This is a genomic window from Streptomyces sp. NPDC048106 (assembly GCF_040706415.1).
GTDB lineage: Bacteria > Actinomycetota > Actinomycetes > Streptomycetales > Streptomycetaceae > Streptomyces.
Genome location: NZ_JBEZND010000004.1, coordinates 116,272 through 131,243 on the forward strand (window position 1 = coordinate 116,272; position 14,972 = coordinate 131,243).

The 14,972-nt window shown below is 70.9% G+C and carries 13 protein-coding genes; 12 read left to right on the top strand and 1 reads right to left on the bottom strand.

The features are described from left to right. Window positions 1–9: 9 nt before the first annotated feature. The 7 genes from AB0927_RS05230 to AB0927_RS05260 all read left to right on the top strand — a co-directional run bounded on the left by AB0927_RS05230 (window position 10) and on the right by AB0927_RS05260 (window position 6,082). Window positions 10–804: an FtsQ-type POTRA domain-containing protein gene (locus tag AB0927_RS05230; protein ID WP_366666167.1), complete on the top strand. Its 795-nt coding sequence runs from the start codon at window positions 10–12 to the stop codon at window positions 802–804. A gap of 278 nt (window positions 805–1,082) precedes the next feature. Beyond that, complete coding sequence (ftsZ, locus tag AB0927_RS05235) at window positions 1,083–2,291, top strand: cell division protein FtsZ (RefSeq protein WP_366666168.1); 1,209 nt, start codon at window positions 1,083–1,085, stop codon at window positions 2,289–2,291. Continuing rightward, window positions 2,288–3,016, top strand: a complete 729-nt coding sequence (gene pgeF / locus AB0927_RS05240) for a peptidoglycan editing factor PgeF (RefSeq protein ID WP_366666169.1) — start codon at window positions 2,288–2,290, stop codon at window positions 3,014–3,016. Before ftsZ ends, pgeF begins: the two co-directional genes overlap by 4 nt. 6 nt (window positions 3,017–3,022) lie before the next feature. Continuing rightward, on the top strand, window positions 3,023–3,742 hold the full coding sequence (locus AB0927_RS05245) for a YggS family pyridoxal phosphate-dependent enzyme (RefSeq protein ID WP_366666170.1): 720 nt from the start codon (window positions 3,023–3,025) through the stop codon (window positions 3,740–3,742). 127 nt (window positions 3,743–3,869) lie between these two features. Further along, window positions 3,870–4,511, top strand: a complete 642-nt coding sequence (gene sepF, locus AB0927_RS05250; protein ID WP_037653104.1) for a cell division protein SepF — start codon at window positions 3,870–3,872, stop codon at window positions 4,509–4,511. A gap of 59 nt (window positions 4,512–4,570) precedes the next feature. Continuing rightward, window positions 4,571–4,861, top strand: coding sequence for a YggT family protein (locus AB0927_RS05255; RefSeq protein ID WP_285553895.1), 291 nt, complete (start codon window positions 4,571–4,573; stop codon window positions 4,859–4,861). 54 nt (window positions 4,862–4,915) lie between these two features. Next, complete coding sequence (locus tag AB0927_RS05260; RefSeq protein WP_366666171.1) at window positions 4,916–6,082, top strand: DivIVA domain-containing protein; 1,167 nt, start codon at window positions 4,916–4,918, stop codon at window positions 6,080–6,082. A gap of 155 nt (window positions 6,083–6,237) precedes the next feature. On the opposite strand, the gene ileS is transcribed toward AB0927_RS05260, so the two are convergent. Beyond that, window positions 6,238–9,381, bottom strand: a complete 3,144-nt coding sequence (ileS, locus tag AB0927_RS05265; protein ID WP_366666172.1) for an isoleucine--tRNA ligase — start codon at window positions 9,379–9,381, stop codon at window positions 6,238–6,240. 593 nt (window positions 9,382–9,974) lie between these two features. Between ileS and AB0927_RS05270 the strand changes: the two genes are divergently transcribed. The 5 genes from AB0927_RS05270 to AB0927_RS05290 all read left to right on the top strand — a co-directional run bounded on the left by AB0927_RS05270 (window position 9,975) and on the right by AB0927_RS05290 (window position 14,902). Beyond that, window positions 9,975–11,039 (top strand): TraR/DksA family transcriptional regulator, encoded by a 1,065-nt coding sequence (locus AB0927_RS05270; RefSeq protein WP_366666173.1) that lies wholly within the window; start codon window positions 9,975–9,977, stop codon window positions 11,037–11,039. Window positions 11,040–11,106: 67 nt separating this feature from the next. Beyond that, complete coding sequence (lspA, locus tag AB0927_RS05275) at window positions 11,107–11,694, top strand: signal peptidase II (RefSeq protein WP_366666174.1); 588 nt, start codon at window positions 11,107–11,109, stop codon at window positions 11,692–11,694. Between the two features lie 85 nt (window positions 11,695–11,779). Then, entirely contained in the window at window positions 11,780–12,724 is a 945-nt protein-coding gene (locus AB0927_RS05280; RefSeq protein WP_366666175.1) for an RluA family pseudouridine synthase, read from the top strand. Next, entirely contained in the window at window positions 12,721–13,188 is a 468-nt protein-coding gene (locus AB0927_RS05285) for a GNAT family N-acetyltransferase (protein ID WP_366666176.1), read from the top strand. Before AB0927_RS05280 ends, AB0927_RS05285 begins: the two co-directional genes overlap by 4 nt. 127 nt (window positions 13,189–13,315) lie before the next feature. Then, window positions 13,316–14,902 (top strand): Na+/H+ antiporter, encoded by a 1,587-nt coding sequence (locus AB0927_RS05290; protein WP_366666177.1) that lies wholly within the window; start codon window positions 13,316–13,318, stop codon window positions 14,900–14,902. Window positions 14,903–14,972: the final 70 nt, after the last annotated feature.

The following is a 14,972-nucleotide window of genomic DNA, read 5'->3' on the forward strand; positions in this document are numbered from 1 at the left end:
GCAGTGAGCGTGGCCGGACCGACGACCCGCGAACGCGGGGAACGCCAGCAGGAGTCGCCCGGCCCGCCGCTCGTCCAAAGGATCAGACGACTACAACTTCGTAGGATCGTCATTCTCGCCGTGGCCGTCGTGCTCGTAGGAGCCGGTTCCGTATGGGTGTTGTACGGCTCCTCGTGGCTGCGCGTCGAGCGGGTCCCGGTGTCGGGCACCCGGATGCTGACCCCCGCCGAGGTGCGCGACGCCGCCGGCGTGCCGGTGGGGGCGCCGATGGTGTCGGTCGACACCGATGTCATCGCGGCCCGGCTGCGCCGAAAGCTGCCCCGGATCGACACGGTCGACGTGTCCCGTTCCTGGCCGCACGGCATCGATCTGAAGGTGACCGAGCGGACCCCGGTGCTGCTGGTCCGCAAGGGCGGGAACTTCGTCGAAGTCGACCGCCGGGGCGTCCGTTTCGCCACGGTCGCCGAGGCGCCCAAGGGTGTTCCGCTGCTGCGGATGTCCGTGTCCGCGTCGGGTCCGGCCGCCGCGAGCCTGCGGCGCTTCGGCACCGGCCGGCTGGTGCGCGAGGCGGTCCGGGTCGCCGGTGAACTGCCGGGCCCCGTAGGGCGCCTCACCCGCACCGTCCAGGTCCGCTCCTACGACGACATCCGGCTGGAGTTGGCCGACGGCCGCACCGTCGCCTGGGGCAGCGGCGAGAACGGCCGCGCCAAGGCGCGGGCCCTCACGGCACTCATGAAAGCAGCTTCCGGCGCACGGCACTTCGACGTCAGCGTCCCCACCGCCCCTGCGTCATCGGCGAGTTGACGCGCATCAGCGCAGGCCAGCACCCTGGTTGGGCACCGCTACGGCTGATCACATAGGGTGAAAAGAAAAACGGGAGGTTCGGCGTGTTCGTTGAACGGGCGCCGCTTGTCGACTTAGTGTCCTGTTCAGAAGACTCCAGGAAACAGACACACTGGTAACCCTAAACTTCAGGCTTAGGGTTCGGGTCGGCGCTACGGACCGTCCCATTCGGCATCTGTCGCCCGGCGCGGGGCACCGCGCGGTGGCGACGACGTAATTCGAGGCGAGAGGCCTTCGACGTGGCAGCACCGCAGAACTACCTCGCAGTCATCAAGGTCATCGGTGTCGGCGGCGGTGGTGTCAATGCCATCAACCGGATGATCGAGGTCGGTCTCAAGGGTGTCGAGTTCATCGCCATCAACACCGACGCGCAGGCGCTGTTGATGAGCGACGCCGACGTCAAGCTGGACGTCGGCCGGGAACTCACCCGCGGACTCGGCGCCGGCGCCAACCCGGCCGTCGGCCGCAAGGCCGCCGAGGACCACCGTGAGGAGATCGAGGAGGTCCTCAAGGGGGCCGACATGGTCTTCGTGACGGCCGGCGAAGGCGGCGGCACCGGCACCGGCGGCGCGCCCGTCGTGGCCAACATCGCGCGCTCCCTGGGCGCCCTCACCATTGGCGTGGTCACGCGCCCGTTCACCTTCGAGGGACGGCGCCGCGCGAACCAGGCCGAGGACGGGATCGCCGAACTGCGCGAGGAGGTCGACACCCTCATCGTCATCCCGAACGACCGGCTGCTGTCCATCTCGGACCGCCAGGTCTCGGTCCTGGACGCCTTCAAGTCCGCCGACCAGGTCCTGCTCTCCGGCGTGCAGGGCATCACCGATCTCATCACCACCCCGGGCCTGATCAACCTGGACTTCGCCGACGTCAAGTCGGTGATGTCCGAGGCCGGTTCGGCCCTCATGGGCATCGGCTCGGCCCGCGGCGACGACCGCGCGGTGGCCGCGGCCGAGATGGCGATCTCCTCGCCGCTCCTGGAGGCGTCCATCGACGGCGCCCGGGGCGTGCTGCTCTCCATCTCCGGCGGCTCCGACCTCGGCCTCTTCGAGATCAACGAGGCGGCCCAGCTGGTCAGCGAGGCAGCCCACCCCGAGGCCAACATCATCTTCGGCGCGGTCATCGACGACGCCCTCGGCGACGAGGTCCGCGTCACCGTGATCGCGGCCGGCTTCGACGGCGGCCAGCCGCCGGCCCGCCGGGACAACGCCCTGGGCTCGGCCTCCGCTTCGGCCCCCGCCCGCCGCGAGGAGCCCGCCCCGGTACGGCAGCCCGAGAGCCGCCCGTCCTTCGGCTCGCTCGGCAGCGTGAAGCCGAAGGAGGAGCCGGAGCCGGCCCCCGAGCCGGTGGCCGACATCCCGGTCGCCCCGCCGGTCCCCCCGGCGCCGCGGCCCGCCTACTCGGACAGCGCGGCCGAGGAACTGGACGTCCCGGACTTCCTGAAGTGATAGGACAGCGCGAGAGCGTGAGCGGCGCGCACTTCGCCTTCACCGACCGGTGGGGCGGGGTGAGCGCCGCTCCGTATGAGGAGCTGAACCTCGGCGGCGCGGTCGGCGACACGCCCGGGGCCGTAGGGGCCAACCGGGAGCTGGCCGCCAAGACGCTCGGCCTGGACCCCGCCCGCGTGGTGTGGATGAACCAGGTGCACGGAGCCGAGGTGGCCGTGGTGGACGAGCCCTGGGGCACGGACCCGGTGCCGGAGGTCGACGCCCTCGTCACCGCCCGCCGCGGACTCGCCCTCGCCGTGCTCACCGCCGACTGTGTGCCGGTGCTCCTCGCCGACCCCGTCGCCGGCGTCGCCGCCGCGGCCCACGCGGGCCGGCCCGGCATGGTCAAGGGGGTCGTCCCCGCCGCCGTACGGGCCATGGTCGAACTCGGCGCCGCCCCCGAGCGGATCGTCGCCCGCACCGGACCGGCCGTCTGCGGCCGGTGTTACGAGGTGCCGGAGGCGATGCGGACCGAGGTGGCGGCCGTGGAGCCGGCGGCGCACGCCGAAACCAGCTGGGGTACGCCGGCGGTCGACGTGAGCGCCGGAGTGCACGCGCAGCTCGACCGGCTCGGGGTGTGCGACCGGGCGCACTCGCCGGTGTGCACGCTGGAGTCGGGCGACCACTTCTCATACCGCCGCGACCGCACCACCGGGCGGCTCGCGTCCTATGTCTGGCTGGACTGATGGGGAATGACGGACCGTAAGACCGAACTCGCCGCGAATCTGGCGAACGTGGAGGAACGCATCGCCGGCGCCTGTGCGGCCGCGGGGCGGGGTCGGGAGGAGGTGACCCTGATCGTGGTCACCAAGACCTACCCGGCGAGCGACGTGCGGATCCTGTCGGAACTCGGGGTGCGTCATGTCGCCGAGAACCGCGACCAGGACGCCGCGCCGAAGGCGGCGGCTTGTGCGGATCTGCCCCTGGAATGGCACTTTGTCGGTCAGTTGCAGACCAACAAGGTGCGTTCCGTGGTCGGTTACGCCGATGTCGTGCAGTCGATCGACCGGGACCGGCTCGTCACCGCGCTGTCCAAGGAGGCGGTGCGCGCCGGGCGCGAGGTGGGGTGTCTCGTTCAGGTCGCGCTCGACGCGGGCGCGAGCGGGCGGGGCGAACGGGGGGGTGTGGCCCCCGGGGGAATCGAAGAGTTGGCCGATCTCGTCGCCGGCTCGCCGGGGCTGCGGCTCGACGGTCTGATGACCGTCGCTCCGCTCACCGGGGAGTACGCGGGACGCGAACAGGCGGCGTTCGAGCGCCTCATGGATTTGTCGACTCACCTGCGCCGGGCCCATCCGGCTGCAACCATGGTGTCGGCAGGGATGAGTGCGGACCTCGAGCAGGCCGTGGCGGCCGGGGCGACACATGTGCGCGTCGGCACTGCGGTACTCGGTGTCCGTCCCCGGCTCGGGTAACGTCGCCAGGAAGTCGGACCACAGCAGAAAATATGGTCAGTGTTCGCGAAACGGACACAACGGCCGCGTGGATCGCGGGCACTTGGCAGTCGTCAGCCGATCCACCACAGAGCGGAGGACTCAGAGCATGGCCGGCGCGATGCGCAAGATGGCGGTCTACCTCGGCCTCGTGGAGGACGATGGGTACGACGGCCGCGGATTCGACCCCGATGACGATTTCGAGCCCGAGTTGGACCCGGAGCCAGAGCGGGACCACCGGCGTCATGAGCCGTTGCATCAACCTCATGACGCACACCAGCCCCAAAGGGATGAATCGGTGCGAGTGGTGCAGCCTCCGGCGCCCCGTGAACCGGTCTCCCGGGCGGCTTCGCTACCCGCGGAATCGGGGCGCCCGGCGCGGATCGCGCCCGTGGCGTCCATCACACAAGAACGTCAGTCCCTGGAGAAGAACGCGCCGGTGATCATGCCCAAGGTCGTGTCGGAACGAGAGCCTTACCGGATCACCACGTTGCACCCGCGGACCTACAACGAGGCCCGTACCATCGGGGAACACTTCCGTGAGGGCACCCCGGTGATCATGAATCTGACTGAGATGGATGACACAGACGCCAAGCGACTTGTCGACTTTGCGGCCGGATTGGTGTTTGGTCTTCACGGCAGTATCGAGCGGGTGACGCAGAAGGTGTTCCTGTTGTCTCCTGCTAACGTCGATGTCACGGCGGAGGACAAGGCCCGCATCGCAGAGGGCGGGTTCTTCAACCAGAGCTGAGACGCAGACCGGACCGCAGTACGCAAGAGCTCGGAACAGGGGAGAGGGAAGCGCAGGCCATGAGCGTGTTCGCGCAGGTGATCTACATCGCGCTGATGGTGTTTCTCGTCGTGCTCATCTTCCGGCTGGTCATGGACTACGTCTTCCAGTTCGCCCGCTCGTGGCAACCCGGCAAGGCGATGGTGGTCGTACTGGAGGCCACCTACACTGTCACCGATCCACCGCTGAAGCTTCTGCGGCGGTTCATTCCGCCGCTGCGTCTCGGGGGCGTGGCGCTCGACCTGTCCTTCTTCGTACTGATGATCATCGTTTACATTCTTATCGCCATCGTGCAGAACTTCGTGAGATGAGCGTGTGGACGACCCGGTCTTGCCGACTGCCGATGACTACGTTGAGGTGAAGAGATGCCGTTGACCCCCGAGGACGTGCGGAACAAGCAGTTCACGACCGTCCGCCTCCGAGAAGGCTATGACGAGGACGAGGTCGATGCCTTCCTCGACGAGGTCGAAGCCGAACTGACCCGTCTGCTCCGGGAGAACGAGGACCTGCGGGCGAAGCTGGCGGCCGCCACGCGGGCCGCGGCGCAGAACCAGCAGAACGCCCGAAAGCCTCCGGAGCAGGAGCAGCAGCAGGGCATGCGAGGTCCCGGCGCTCCGGTACCCGCCGGGATATCGGGCCCGCCGCAGCAGCAGATGGGTGGCCCCATGGGTGGTCCGCCCCAGCTGCCGAGCGGTGCACCGCAGCTGCCCGCCGGTCCCAGTGGGCAGGGTGGTCCGCAGGGTCCCGGTCCGATGGGCCAGGGTCCGATGGGCCAAGGTCCGATGGGCCAGGGTCCGATGGGCCAGGGTCCGATGGGTCAGGGGCCGATGGGTGGTCAGCCGCCCATGCAGCAGCAGATGGGTGGCCCCATGGGCGGTCCGATGGGTGGCCCGATGGGCGGTCCCATGGGCGGTCCCGGTCAGGGCCCCGGTGGCGACAGCGCCGCCCGTGTCCTCTCGCTGGCCCAGCAGACCGCCGACCAGGCGATCGCCGAGGCCCGCTCCGAGGCCAACAAGATCGTCGGCGAGGCCCGCAGCCGCGCCGAGGGTCTGGAGCGTGACGCCCGTGCCAAGGCCGACGCCCTGGAGCGGGACGCGCAGGAGAAGCACCGCGTCGCGATGGGCTCCCTGGAGTCCGCCCGCGCCACGCTGGAGCGCAAGGTCGAGGACCTGCGCGGCTTCGAACGCGAGTACCGCACGCGCCTGAAGTCGTACCTGGAGTCGCAGCTGCGCCAGCTGGAGACCCAGGCCGACGACTCGCTGGCCCCGCCGCGTACCCCGGCCACCGCGTCCCTGCCGCCGTCCCCGGCGCCCTCCATGGCCCCGGCCGGCGCGAGCGCCCCGTCCTACGGCGGCAACCAGGGGATGGGCGGTTCCCCCGCCCCGACGTCCGGTCCGTCCTACGGCGGTCAGCAGCAGATGACGCCGGCCATGACCCAGCCGATGGCTCCGGTCCGCCCGCAGGGCCCGTCCCCGATGGGCCAGGCCCCCTCGCCGATGCGCGGTTTCCTGATCGACGAGGACGACAACTGAGCACCGGGAACGGTGAGTAGTACGCCATAGGCGTCGGCAGCGCTGAGGACGCGGCCCCGGACTTCGGTCCGGGGCCGCGTCCTTTTCTCTCCGGATGCGGCAAGGGCCTGGCCTCCGAAGCGGAGACCAGGCCCTCGCCGGGCGACTGCCGGCGCTTACGCCTTGCGCAGCCGGAACGTCAGGCTCAGGCCCTCGTCGGTGAAGGCATCCCCGTAGCTGTCGTCGGCCTCGCCCTGGGCGAAGTCGGTCGCCAGGACCTCCTCCGCGATCAGCTCGGCGTGCTCGGCGAGCGCCGCGATGACCGCCGGGTCCGTGGACGTCCACCGCAGCGCGATCCGGTCCGCCACGTCCAGGCCGCTGTTCTTGCGCGCCTCCTGGATGAGCCGGATCGCGTCACGGGCGAGCCCCGCCTGCCGCAGCTCCTCCGTGATCTCCAGGTCCAGCGCCACCGTCGCACCGGAGTCGGACGCCACCGACCAACCCTCGCGCGGCGTCTCGGTGATGATCACCTCGTCCGGCGCCAGGGTGACGGTCTCACCGTCGACCTCCACCGACGCCGTCCCCTGCCGCAGCGCCAGCGACAGCGCCGCGGCGTCCGTGGCGGCGATCGCCTTGGCCACGTCCTGCACCCGCTTGCCGAACCGCTTGCCGAGCGCACGGAAGTTGGCCTTGGCGGTGGTGTCCACCAGCGAGCCGCCGACCTGGGACAGGGACGCCAGCGAGGAGACGTTCAGCTCCTCCGTGATCTGCGCGTGCAGCTCGCGGTCCAGGGACTCGAAGCCGCTCGCCGCGATCAGCGCGCGGGACAGCGGCTGACGCGTCTTGACGCCCGACTCGGCACGCGTGGCACGGCCCAGCTCCACGAGCCGGCGCACCAGCACCATCTGCCGCGACAGCTCCGGATCGATGGAGCCGAGGTCGGTCTCCGGCCAGGACGCCAGGTGCACCGACTCCGGCGCGCCCGGGGTGACCGGTACGACCAGGTCCTGCCACACCCGCTCGGTGATGAACGGCGTGATCGGCGCCATCAGCCTGGTCACCGTCTCCAGCACCTCGTGCAGCGTGCGCAGCGCGGCCTTGTCGCCCTGCCAGAAGCGGCGGCGCGAACGGCGGACGTACCAGTTGGACAGGTCGTCGACGAACGCGGACAGCAGCTTGCCGGCGCGCTGGGTGTCGTAGCCCTCCAGCGCCTGCGTCACCTGGTCGGTGAGCGCGTGCAGTTCGGACAGCAGCCAGCGGTCGAGCAGCGGGCGCTCGGCCGGGGCCGGGTCGGCCGCGCTCGGCGCCCAGCCGGACGTGCGGGCGTACAGCGCCTGGAAGGCGACCGTGTTCCAGTACGTCAGCAGCGTCTTGCGGACGACCTCCTGGATGGTGCCGTGGCCGACCCGGCGGGCCGCCCACGGGGAACCGCCCGCCGCCATGAACCAGCGCACCGCGTCCGCGCCGTGCTGGTCCATCAGCGGGATCGGCTGGAGGATGTTGCCCAGGTGCTTGGACATCTTGCGGCCGTCCTCGGCGAGGATGTGGCCGAGGCACACGACGTTCTCGTACGACGACCGGTCGAACACCAGGGTGCCGATGGCCATCAGCGTGTAGAACCAGCCGCGGGTCTGGTCGATCGCCTCGGAGATGAACTGCGCCGGGTAACGGCTCTCGAACAGCTCCTTGTTCTTGTACGGGTAGCCCCACTGCGCGAACGGCATCGAGCCCGAGTCGTACCAGGCGTCGATGACCTCCGGCACGCGCGTGGCGGTCCTGCCGCAGCCCTCGTGCGGGCAGGCGAAGGTGATGGCGTCGATGTACGGGCGGTGCGGGTCGAGCTCGGACTGGTCGGTGCCGGACAGCTCGGTCAATTCCGCGCGGGAGCCGACGCAGGTGAGGTGGTCCTCCTCGCAGCGCCAGATCGGCAGCGGGGTGCCCCAGTAGCGGTTGCGGGACAGCGCCCAGTCGATGTTGTTGTTCAGCCAGTCGCCGAACCGGCCGTGCTTGACCGTCTCCGGGAACCAGTTGGTCTTCTCGTTCTCCTGGATGAGGCGGTCCTTGACGGCCGTCGTGCGGATGTACCAGGAGGGCTGCGCGTAGTAGAGCAGCGCGGTGTGGCAGCGCCAGCAGTGCGGATAGCTGTGCTCGTAGGGCAGGTGCCGGAAGAGGAGGCCGCGCTCCTTGAGGTCCTCGGTGAGCTTCTCGTCGGCCTTCTTGAAGAAGACACCGCCGACCAGCGGCACGTCCTCCTCGAAGGTGCCGTCGGGGCGCACCGGGTTGACGACGGGCAGGCCGTAGGAGCGGCAGACCTTGAGGTCGTCCTCACCGAAGGCGGGGGACTGGTGGACCAGACCCGTACCGTCCTCGGTGGTCACGTACTCGGCGTTCACCACGTAGTGGGCCGGCGCGGGGAACTCCACGAGCTCGAAGGGGCGCTGGTAGGTCCAGCGCTCCATCTCGGCGCCGGTGAAGGTCTGCCCGGTGGGCTCCCAGCCCTCGCCGAGGGCCTTGGCGAGCAGCGGCTCGGCGACGACCACCCTCTCCTCGCCGTTCGTGGCGACGACGTAGGTGACCTCGGGGTGGGCGGCGACCGCCGTGTTGGAGACCAGGGTCCAGGGGGTCGTCGTCCACACCAGGAGCGCGGCCTCGCCCGCGAGCGGGCCGGAGGTGAGCGGGAAGCGGACGTACACCGAGGGGTCCACGACCGTCTCGTAGCCCTGCGCCAGCTCGTGGTCGGACAGGCCGGTGCCGCAGCGCGGGCACCAGGGGGCGACGCGGTGGTCCTGGACGAGCAGGCCCTTGCCGAAGATCTCCTTCAGCGACCACCAGACCGACTCCACGTACTCCGGGTCCATGGTCCGGTAGGCGTCGTCCAGGTCGACCCAGTAGCCCATGCGGGTCGTCAGCTCGGTGAAGGCGTCGGTGTGCCGGGTCACGGACTCGCGGCACTTGGCGTTGAACTCGGAGATGCCGTACGCCTCGATGTCCTGCTTGCCGGAGAAGCCAAGCTCCTTCTCCACGGCCAGCTCCACGGGCAGGCCGTGGCAGTCCCAGCCGGCCTTGCGGGCGACGTGGTGGCCGCGCATGGTGCGGAAGCGGGGGAAGACGTCCTTGAAGACGCGCGCCTCGATGTGGTGGGCGCCGGGCATGCCGTTGGCGGTGGGCGGCCCCTCGTAGAACACCCATTCGGGGCGGCCCTCGGACTGCTCCAGGGTCTTGGCGAAGATCTTCTGCTCGCGCCAGAAGTCGAGCACTGCGTGCTCAAGCGCGGGCAGGTCGACCTGTGCGGGCACCTGGCGGTACGTCGGCGCTGTCATCTGCGAGCATCCTCCAACGGACTTGCTGCCTTCCGTCGGAGGGACGAGAGCTTCGATTCCCGACGCCGTGTGCGGCGCGCTCCCGCGGTACCACCCTCCTTGGCCCGCCGCCGCGCCTCAGGCGCCGGTGAGCCCCCTCATTGGGTTCGCGAAACCGGTTCTACCGACCCGAGCCATGCGGCTGTGGCTTTCTTCCGGCGGCTCCGGGGTGATCTTCACGTCGCGCTCGCCCCCGGGCTTCCACCGTCCCCGGGTCGCTCTGGGCTGCGTACGCCGCTACTCGTCCCCATCCACGCTTCTCGCTGCGCCCAGTGTACGGCGCCGCGCGGACAGCGGCCGACCGCTTTTCCGGGCGGCGTCCTGCGCCGCGGCCGAGCGCGGGGGCCGGATGCGCCGAATGGCGAGGGTGCGGGGGTGATGCCGGGTGCGGCGGATTACCCGGCGGGGAGCTGGGCACAACGGATGCAGGCCCGTCGCGTGGGGGTGCGTGCGAGCGAATAAGGCGGTTTGTCCCGTTGTTGCGGGAGGTAAGTCGATTTATCGTCCCAGCACGATGCGCGAGCAGGATCACAGTATGTGAAGGGGCCGCGGCCATGGTGGCGAAAAGGACCGCGAAGCAGACCGTGGCCGGGAAGACGGGTGCCGGGAAGACCGCTGCCGGGAACGCCGCCGCCGGGAAGGCGGCGGCGGAGAAGGCCGTGACCGAGGAGGGGGACAGGAAGGCGGTGGCCGGGAAGGCGGCCGCCAGGAAAGGAGCCGCCGTGAAGCCGGTCCTGGAGCAGACGGGCGCGGCCGAGGAGGCCGCCGCCCACCCGGTGGCGAAGAAGACGGCCGCCGGGAAGACGACAGCGAGGAAGGCGGCGGCCGGGAAGACGGCGGCAGCCGCCGAGAGGACGGCTGGGAAGGCGGCCGAGAAGACGGCCGGGAAGACGGCGGCGAAAAAGGCGGTGGCGAAGAAGACGGCCGCCAGGCGGACCGCGGCCAAGGACAGCGCGGACAGCGCGGCCAAGGACAACACGGCCAGGGACAACACGGCCAGGGACGCCACGGCAGTGGGATCCACCGCCGGGAAGGCCGGGAAGGCCGCGAAGGCCGTGGCCCGCACGGCGGAGCCGGACGAGAAGAGCATGGCCAAGAAGGCGGGCGCGGCGCGGGCCGCGGAGCAGACGGGAGCCACGAGGGTGGTTGCGAAGAAGACTCCTGGCACGGCCACGGCGGAGGACACCGCCGTACCCAAGGCACGCCTCGCCGCGGCATCGCCCGGTGAGCTGGCGGTGCGCCCCGGCGAGGACCCCTGGACCGGCCAGGAGGTCGCGGAGGCGCGCGCGGAGCTCCAGTCCGAGACGGAGCGGCTGCGGCGGGAGATCAGCTCGTCCGAGGAGTCCCTCGTCGGCCTGATGCGCGACTCCGGGGACGGCGCGGGCGACGACCAGGCCGACACCGGAACCAAGAACATCACGCGCGAGCACGAGCTGGCGCTGGCCGCCAACGCCCGCGAGATGCTCGTCCAGACCGAACGCGCGATCGAACGGCTGGACGCGGGCACCTACGGCCTGTGCGAGAACTGCGGCAACCCCATCGGCAAGGCCCGGATGCAGGCCTTCCCGCGGGCCACCCTGTGCGTGGAGTGCAAGCAGAAGCAGGAACGCCGCTCCTGAGCGTGTGGCGCCGTCGGAGCGTGCCGTAGTCTCGTCCCCAGTCAGGTACCTAGGTTGAGGGACGCACGTGGCAGAGGCGGAGCGCATCATCAATACGCCGGACACCCCGGACGACGGCGCGGATCAGGCCCCGGAGCAGGCGCGGGACCAGGCGCAGCCGAGGACCGGCCGGGGTCGCCGGATCGCCGTGCTGTTCGCCGTGGCCGCGTTCGCCTACGCGCTCGACCTGATCAGCAAGACGCTGGTGGTGGCCAAGCTGGAGGGCCGCGCGCCGATCAAGCTCGTCGGGGACCTGCTGGAGCTGCACGCCATCCGCAACCCGGGCGCGGCCTTCGGCTTCGGCGCGGCCTTCACCGTGATCTTCACGCTGATCGCCGCCGCGGTGATCGTGGTGATCATGCGCCTGGCCCGCAAGCTCTACAGCTTCCCCTGGGCGGTCGCGCTCGGCCTGCTGCTCGGCGGCGCGCTCGGCAACCTCACCGACCGGATCTTCCGGGCGCCGGGGGTCTTCGAGGGCCAGGTCGTGGACTTCATCGCGCCCAAGGGCTTCGCGATCTTCAACCTGGCCGACTCGGCGATCGTGTGCGGCGGCATCCTGATCGTGCTGCTGTCCTTCCGTGGCCTGGACCCGGACGGCACGGTCCACAAGGACTGACGGACCGGTCCCCGGGGACGGGGGCCGGCGCCGGTTTTCCACAGGCTCGTTCGGGGCCGTTCCGCCCGTCCGGCATACTCGACGGGTGAGCACGATTCCCGAGATCCGTACCCTGCCCGTGCCAGACGGCCTGGAGGGCGAGCGCGTCGACGCCGCCATCTCCCGCATGTTCGGCTTCTCCCGCACGAAGGCGGCCGATCTGGCCGCGGCCGGCAAGGTGCAGGTCGACGGGGCGGTGGTCGGCAAGTCCGAGCGGGTCCGCGGCGGCGCCTGGATGGAGGTCGAGATGCCGCAGGCGTCCGCGCCGGTCCAGGTGGTCGCCGAGCCGGTCGAGGGCATGGAGATCGTGCACGACGACGATGACGTGGTCGTGATCGTCAAGCCCGTCGGCGTGGCCGCGCACCCCTCCCCGGGCTGGACCGGGCCGACCGTCATCGGCGGTCTCGCCGCCGCCGGCTACCGGATCTCCACCTCCGGCGCCGCCGAGCGCCAGGGCATCGTGCACCGCCTGGACGTCGGCACCTCCGGCCTGATGGTGGTCGCCAAGTCGGAGTACGCGTACACCTCGCTCAAGCGCCAGTTCAAGGAGCGCACGGTCGACAAGCGCTACCACACCCTGGTCCAGGGCCACCCGGACCCGACGAGCGGCACCATCGACGCGCCGATCGGCCGCCACCCGAACCACGACTACAAGTGGGCGGTCACCGCCGACGGCAAGCCCTCGGTCACGCATTACGACCTCATCGAGGCATTCCGCGCCGCCTCCCTGCTCGACGTGAAGCTGGAGACCGGCCGCACCCACCAGATCCGCGTCCACATGGCCGCCCACCGCCACCCGTGCGTCGGCGACCTCACCTACGGCGCCGACCCCACCCTCGCCAAGCGGCTGCGCATCACCCGCCAGTGGCTGCACGCCGTGCGCCTCGGCTTCGAACACCCGGGCGACGGTCGCTGGGTGGAGTTCGAGTCCGACTACCCCGAGGACCTCCAGCAGGCCCTCGACCAGGTCCGCGAGGAGACCTACGGATGAGCGAGGCCTACACCGTCCGTCCCGCCGAGGACCCCGCCGACCGAGAGGCCTGCTTCGCCGTCCGCAAGGAGGTCTTCGTCGGCGAACAGGGCGTGGACGAGACGATCGAGTACGACGCGTACGACGCCGTCGCCGTGCACGTGCTGGCCGTCCGCGCCGACGGCGCCCCGCTGGGCACCGGCCGGCTGCTGACCGGCGAGGCGGCCGTCGCCAAGACCGGCGCGGACCCGTCCGTCGGCTCGCTCGGGCGGCTCGCCGTCTCCCGGGAGGCCCGCGGGCTCGGCATCGGCGCCGCCCTGGTGCGGGCCATCGAGGACGCGGCCCGCGCCCAGGGCCTGGCCGCGGTGGACCTGCACGCGCAGACCCACGCGCTGGGCTTCTACGAGCGGCTGGGCTACGCGGCGTACGGACCGGAGTTCCTGGACGCCGACATGCCCCACCGGGCGATGCGCCGCGCCCTGTAGCAGGCGGCGGAAGAGCCGCTGAACGAGGGCGCGGCGGCACCCCCGGGGCGATGGCGCCGGAACGGCCGGGGAACGGACGGCATGGCAGGCTTGAAGCCTCTCGTGTCCTTCCGACCCCGGAGCGGCCGTGGATCAGTTGGCTCTGTTGTTCGCCCTGCTGCTCGGGGCCCTGGTGAGCGTCCCGGTGGGCGACCGGCTCGGGGTGCCGGCCCCGGTGCTGATGACGCTGTTCGGCGGGGTCCTGGCGGTCGCCCAGTTCGTCCCCAACGTGAACATCCCACCCGAGCTGATCCTGCCCGGACTGCTGCCGCCACTGCTGTACGCGGCCGTACGGCGCACCTCCTGGCGGCAGTTCGCGGCCAACAGGCGCCCGATCCTGATGCTGGCCGTCGCCCTGGTGTTCGTGACCATGGTGTGCGTCGCCTTCGTCTCGCACGCGATCGTGCCCGGTCTGTCGGTCGCCGCCGCCGTGGCGCTCGGCGCCCTGATCGCCCCGCCCGACCCCGTCGCCGCGACCAGCGTGGCCGGACAGCTCGGGCTGCCGCGCCGCCTGGTGTCGATCCTGGAGGGCGAGGGGCTGTTCAACGACGTCACCGCCATCGTGCTCTACCACGTGGCGATCGCCGCCGCGGTGAGCGGCCTGTTCTCACCGTGGCGGGCCGGTCTGGCCCTGGTGCTGTCCGCCGTGGTCGCGGTGGCCGTGGGGCTGCTGCTCGGCTGGGGCGCGAACCGGGTGATGGACCTGCTGGGCGACCCGACCCTCCAGATCGGCATGACCCTGCTGGTGCCGTACGCCTCCTACGTGCTCGCGGAGAAGCTCCAGGGCTCCGGGGTGCTCGCCGTGCTCACCACGGCCCTCTACCTCTCCGAGTACGCCACCGGCGCCGACGACGTGATGACCCGGCTGGCCGGGCACACCTTCTGGGACATCATCGACACCCTCGTCACGGGCGTCGCCTTCGGGCTGATCGGCCTGGAACTGCACAACGCGATCCGCACGGCCAGCGGACGGTGGGGTGAACTGCTCGGCTGGGCGGCCGCCGTCGCCGGTGTGGTGATCGTGGTACGGCTGCTGTGGCTGCTGCCGGCGACCTGGCTGACCAAACGGCTGCACGCCCGGCGCGATGTGGACGAGGAGATCCCGGCCAGCTGGCGGGAGACGGTGGTGATGTGGTGGTCCGGGATGCGCGGGGTGGCCTCGGTCGCGCTGGCGCTGGCCATCCCGCTGAAGACCGACGCCGGAAGGCCCTTCCCGGACCGGGACGAGATCGTCTTCATCGCCTTCGGGGTGATCGTCGCCACCCTGGTGCTCCAGGGGCTGACCCTGCCGTGGCTCGTCAAACGGCTTCGCGTGCAGGCCGACTCCGAGCAGGAGAAGGAGCACGAGAAGGAACTGGCGGTGCGCGCGGCGAAGGCGGCCAAGCGCCGGCTGCGGGAGATCGAGCAGGTGGAGGACCTGCCCGAGGACCTGTCCGAGCAGATGCTGCGGCAGGCCTTCGACATCGGCATCCGGATCAGCCCCGACATGGGCGAGGAGGAGCGCCGCGAGGCGCAGCACCAGCGGGCCAAGCGGCTGAAACGGATCCGGCGCATCCAGGGCGAGATGCTCAGCGCGGCCCGGCACGAGGTGCTGGCCGCGCGCAGCGAGCCGGGGATGGACCCGGAGACCGTGGACCGGATCCTGCGCCACCTCGACGTGCGCAGCATGCGTTAGGGCGTGTACACGCCCCGTCCGCGCGCCGGCTGTGCATATCCGGTCATACAAATACAAGGCGGCTGTGGAC

Excerpts from the sequence above, each read along its gene's own strand:
- ileS (WP_366666172.1), bottom strand. The coding sequence starts at position 9,381 with ATGACAGCGCCGACGTACCGCCAGGTGCCCGCACAGGTCGACCTGCCC.
- AB0927_RS05285 (WP_366666176.1), top strand. The coding sequence starts at position 12,721 with ATGAGCGAGGCCTACACCGTCCGTCCCGCCGAGGACCCCGCCGACCGA.
- AB0927_RS05260 (WP_366666171.1), top strand. The coding sequence starts at position 4,916 with ATGCCGTTGACCCCCGAGGACGTGCGGAACAAGCAGTTCACGACCGTC.
- AB0927_RS05245 (WP_366666170.1), top strand. The coding sequence starts at position 3,023 with ATGACGGACCGTAAGACCGAACTCGCCGCGAATCTGGCGAACGTGGAG.
- AB0927_RS05270 (WP_366666173.1), top strand. The coding sequence starts at position 9,975 with ATGGTGGCGAAAAGGACCGCGAAGCAGACCGTGGCCGGGAAGACGGGT.
- AB0927_RS05255 (WP_285553895.1), top strand. The coding sequence starts at position 4,571 with ATGAGCGTGTTCGCGCAGGTGATCTACATCGCGCTGATGGTGTTTCTC.
- sepF (WP_037653104.1), top strand. The coding sequence starts at position 3,870 with ATGGCCGGCGCGATGCGCAAGATGGCGGTCTACCTCGGCCTCGTGGAG.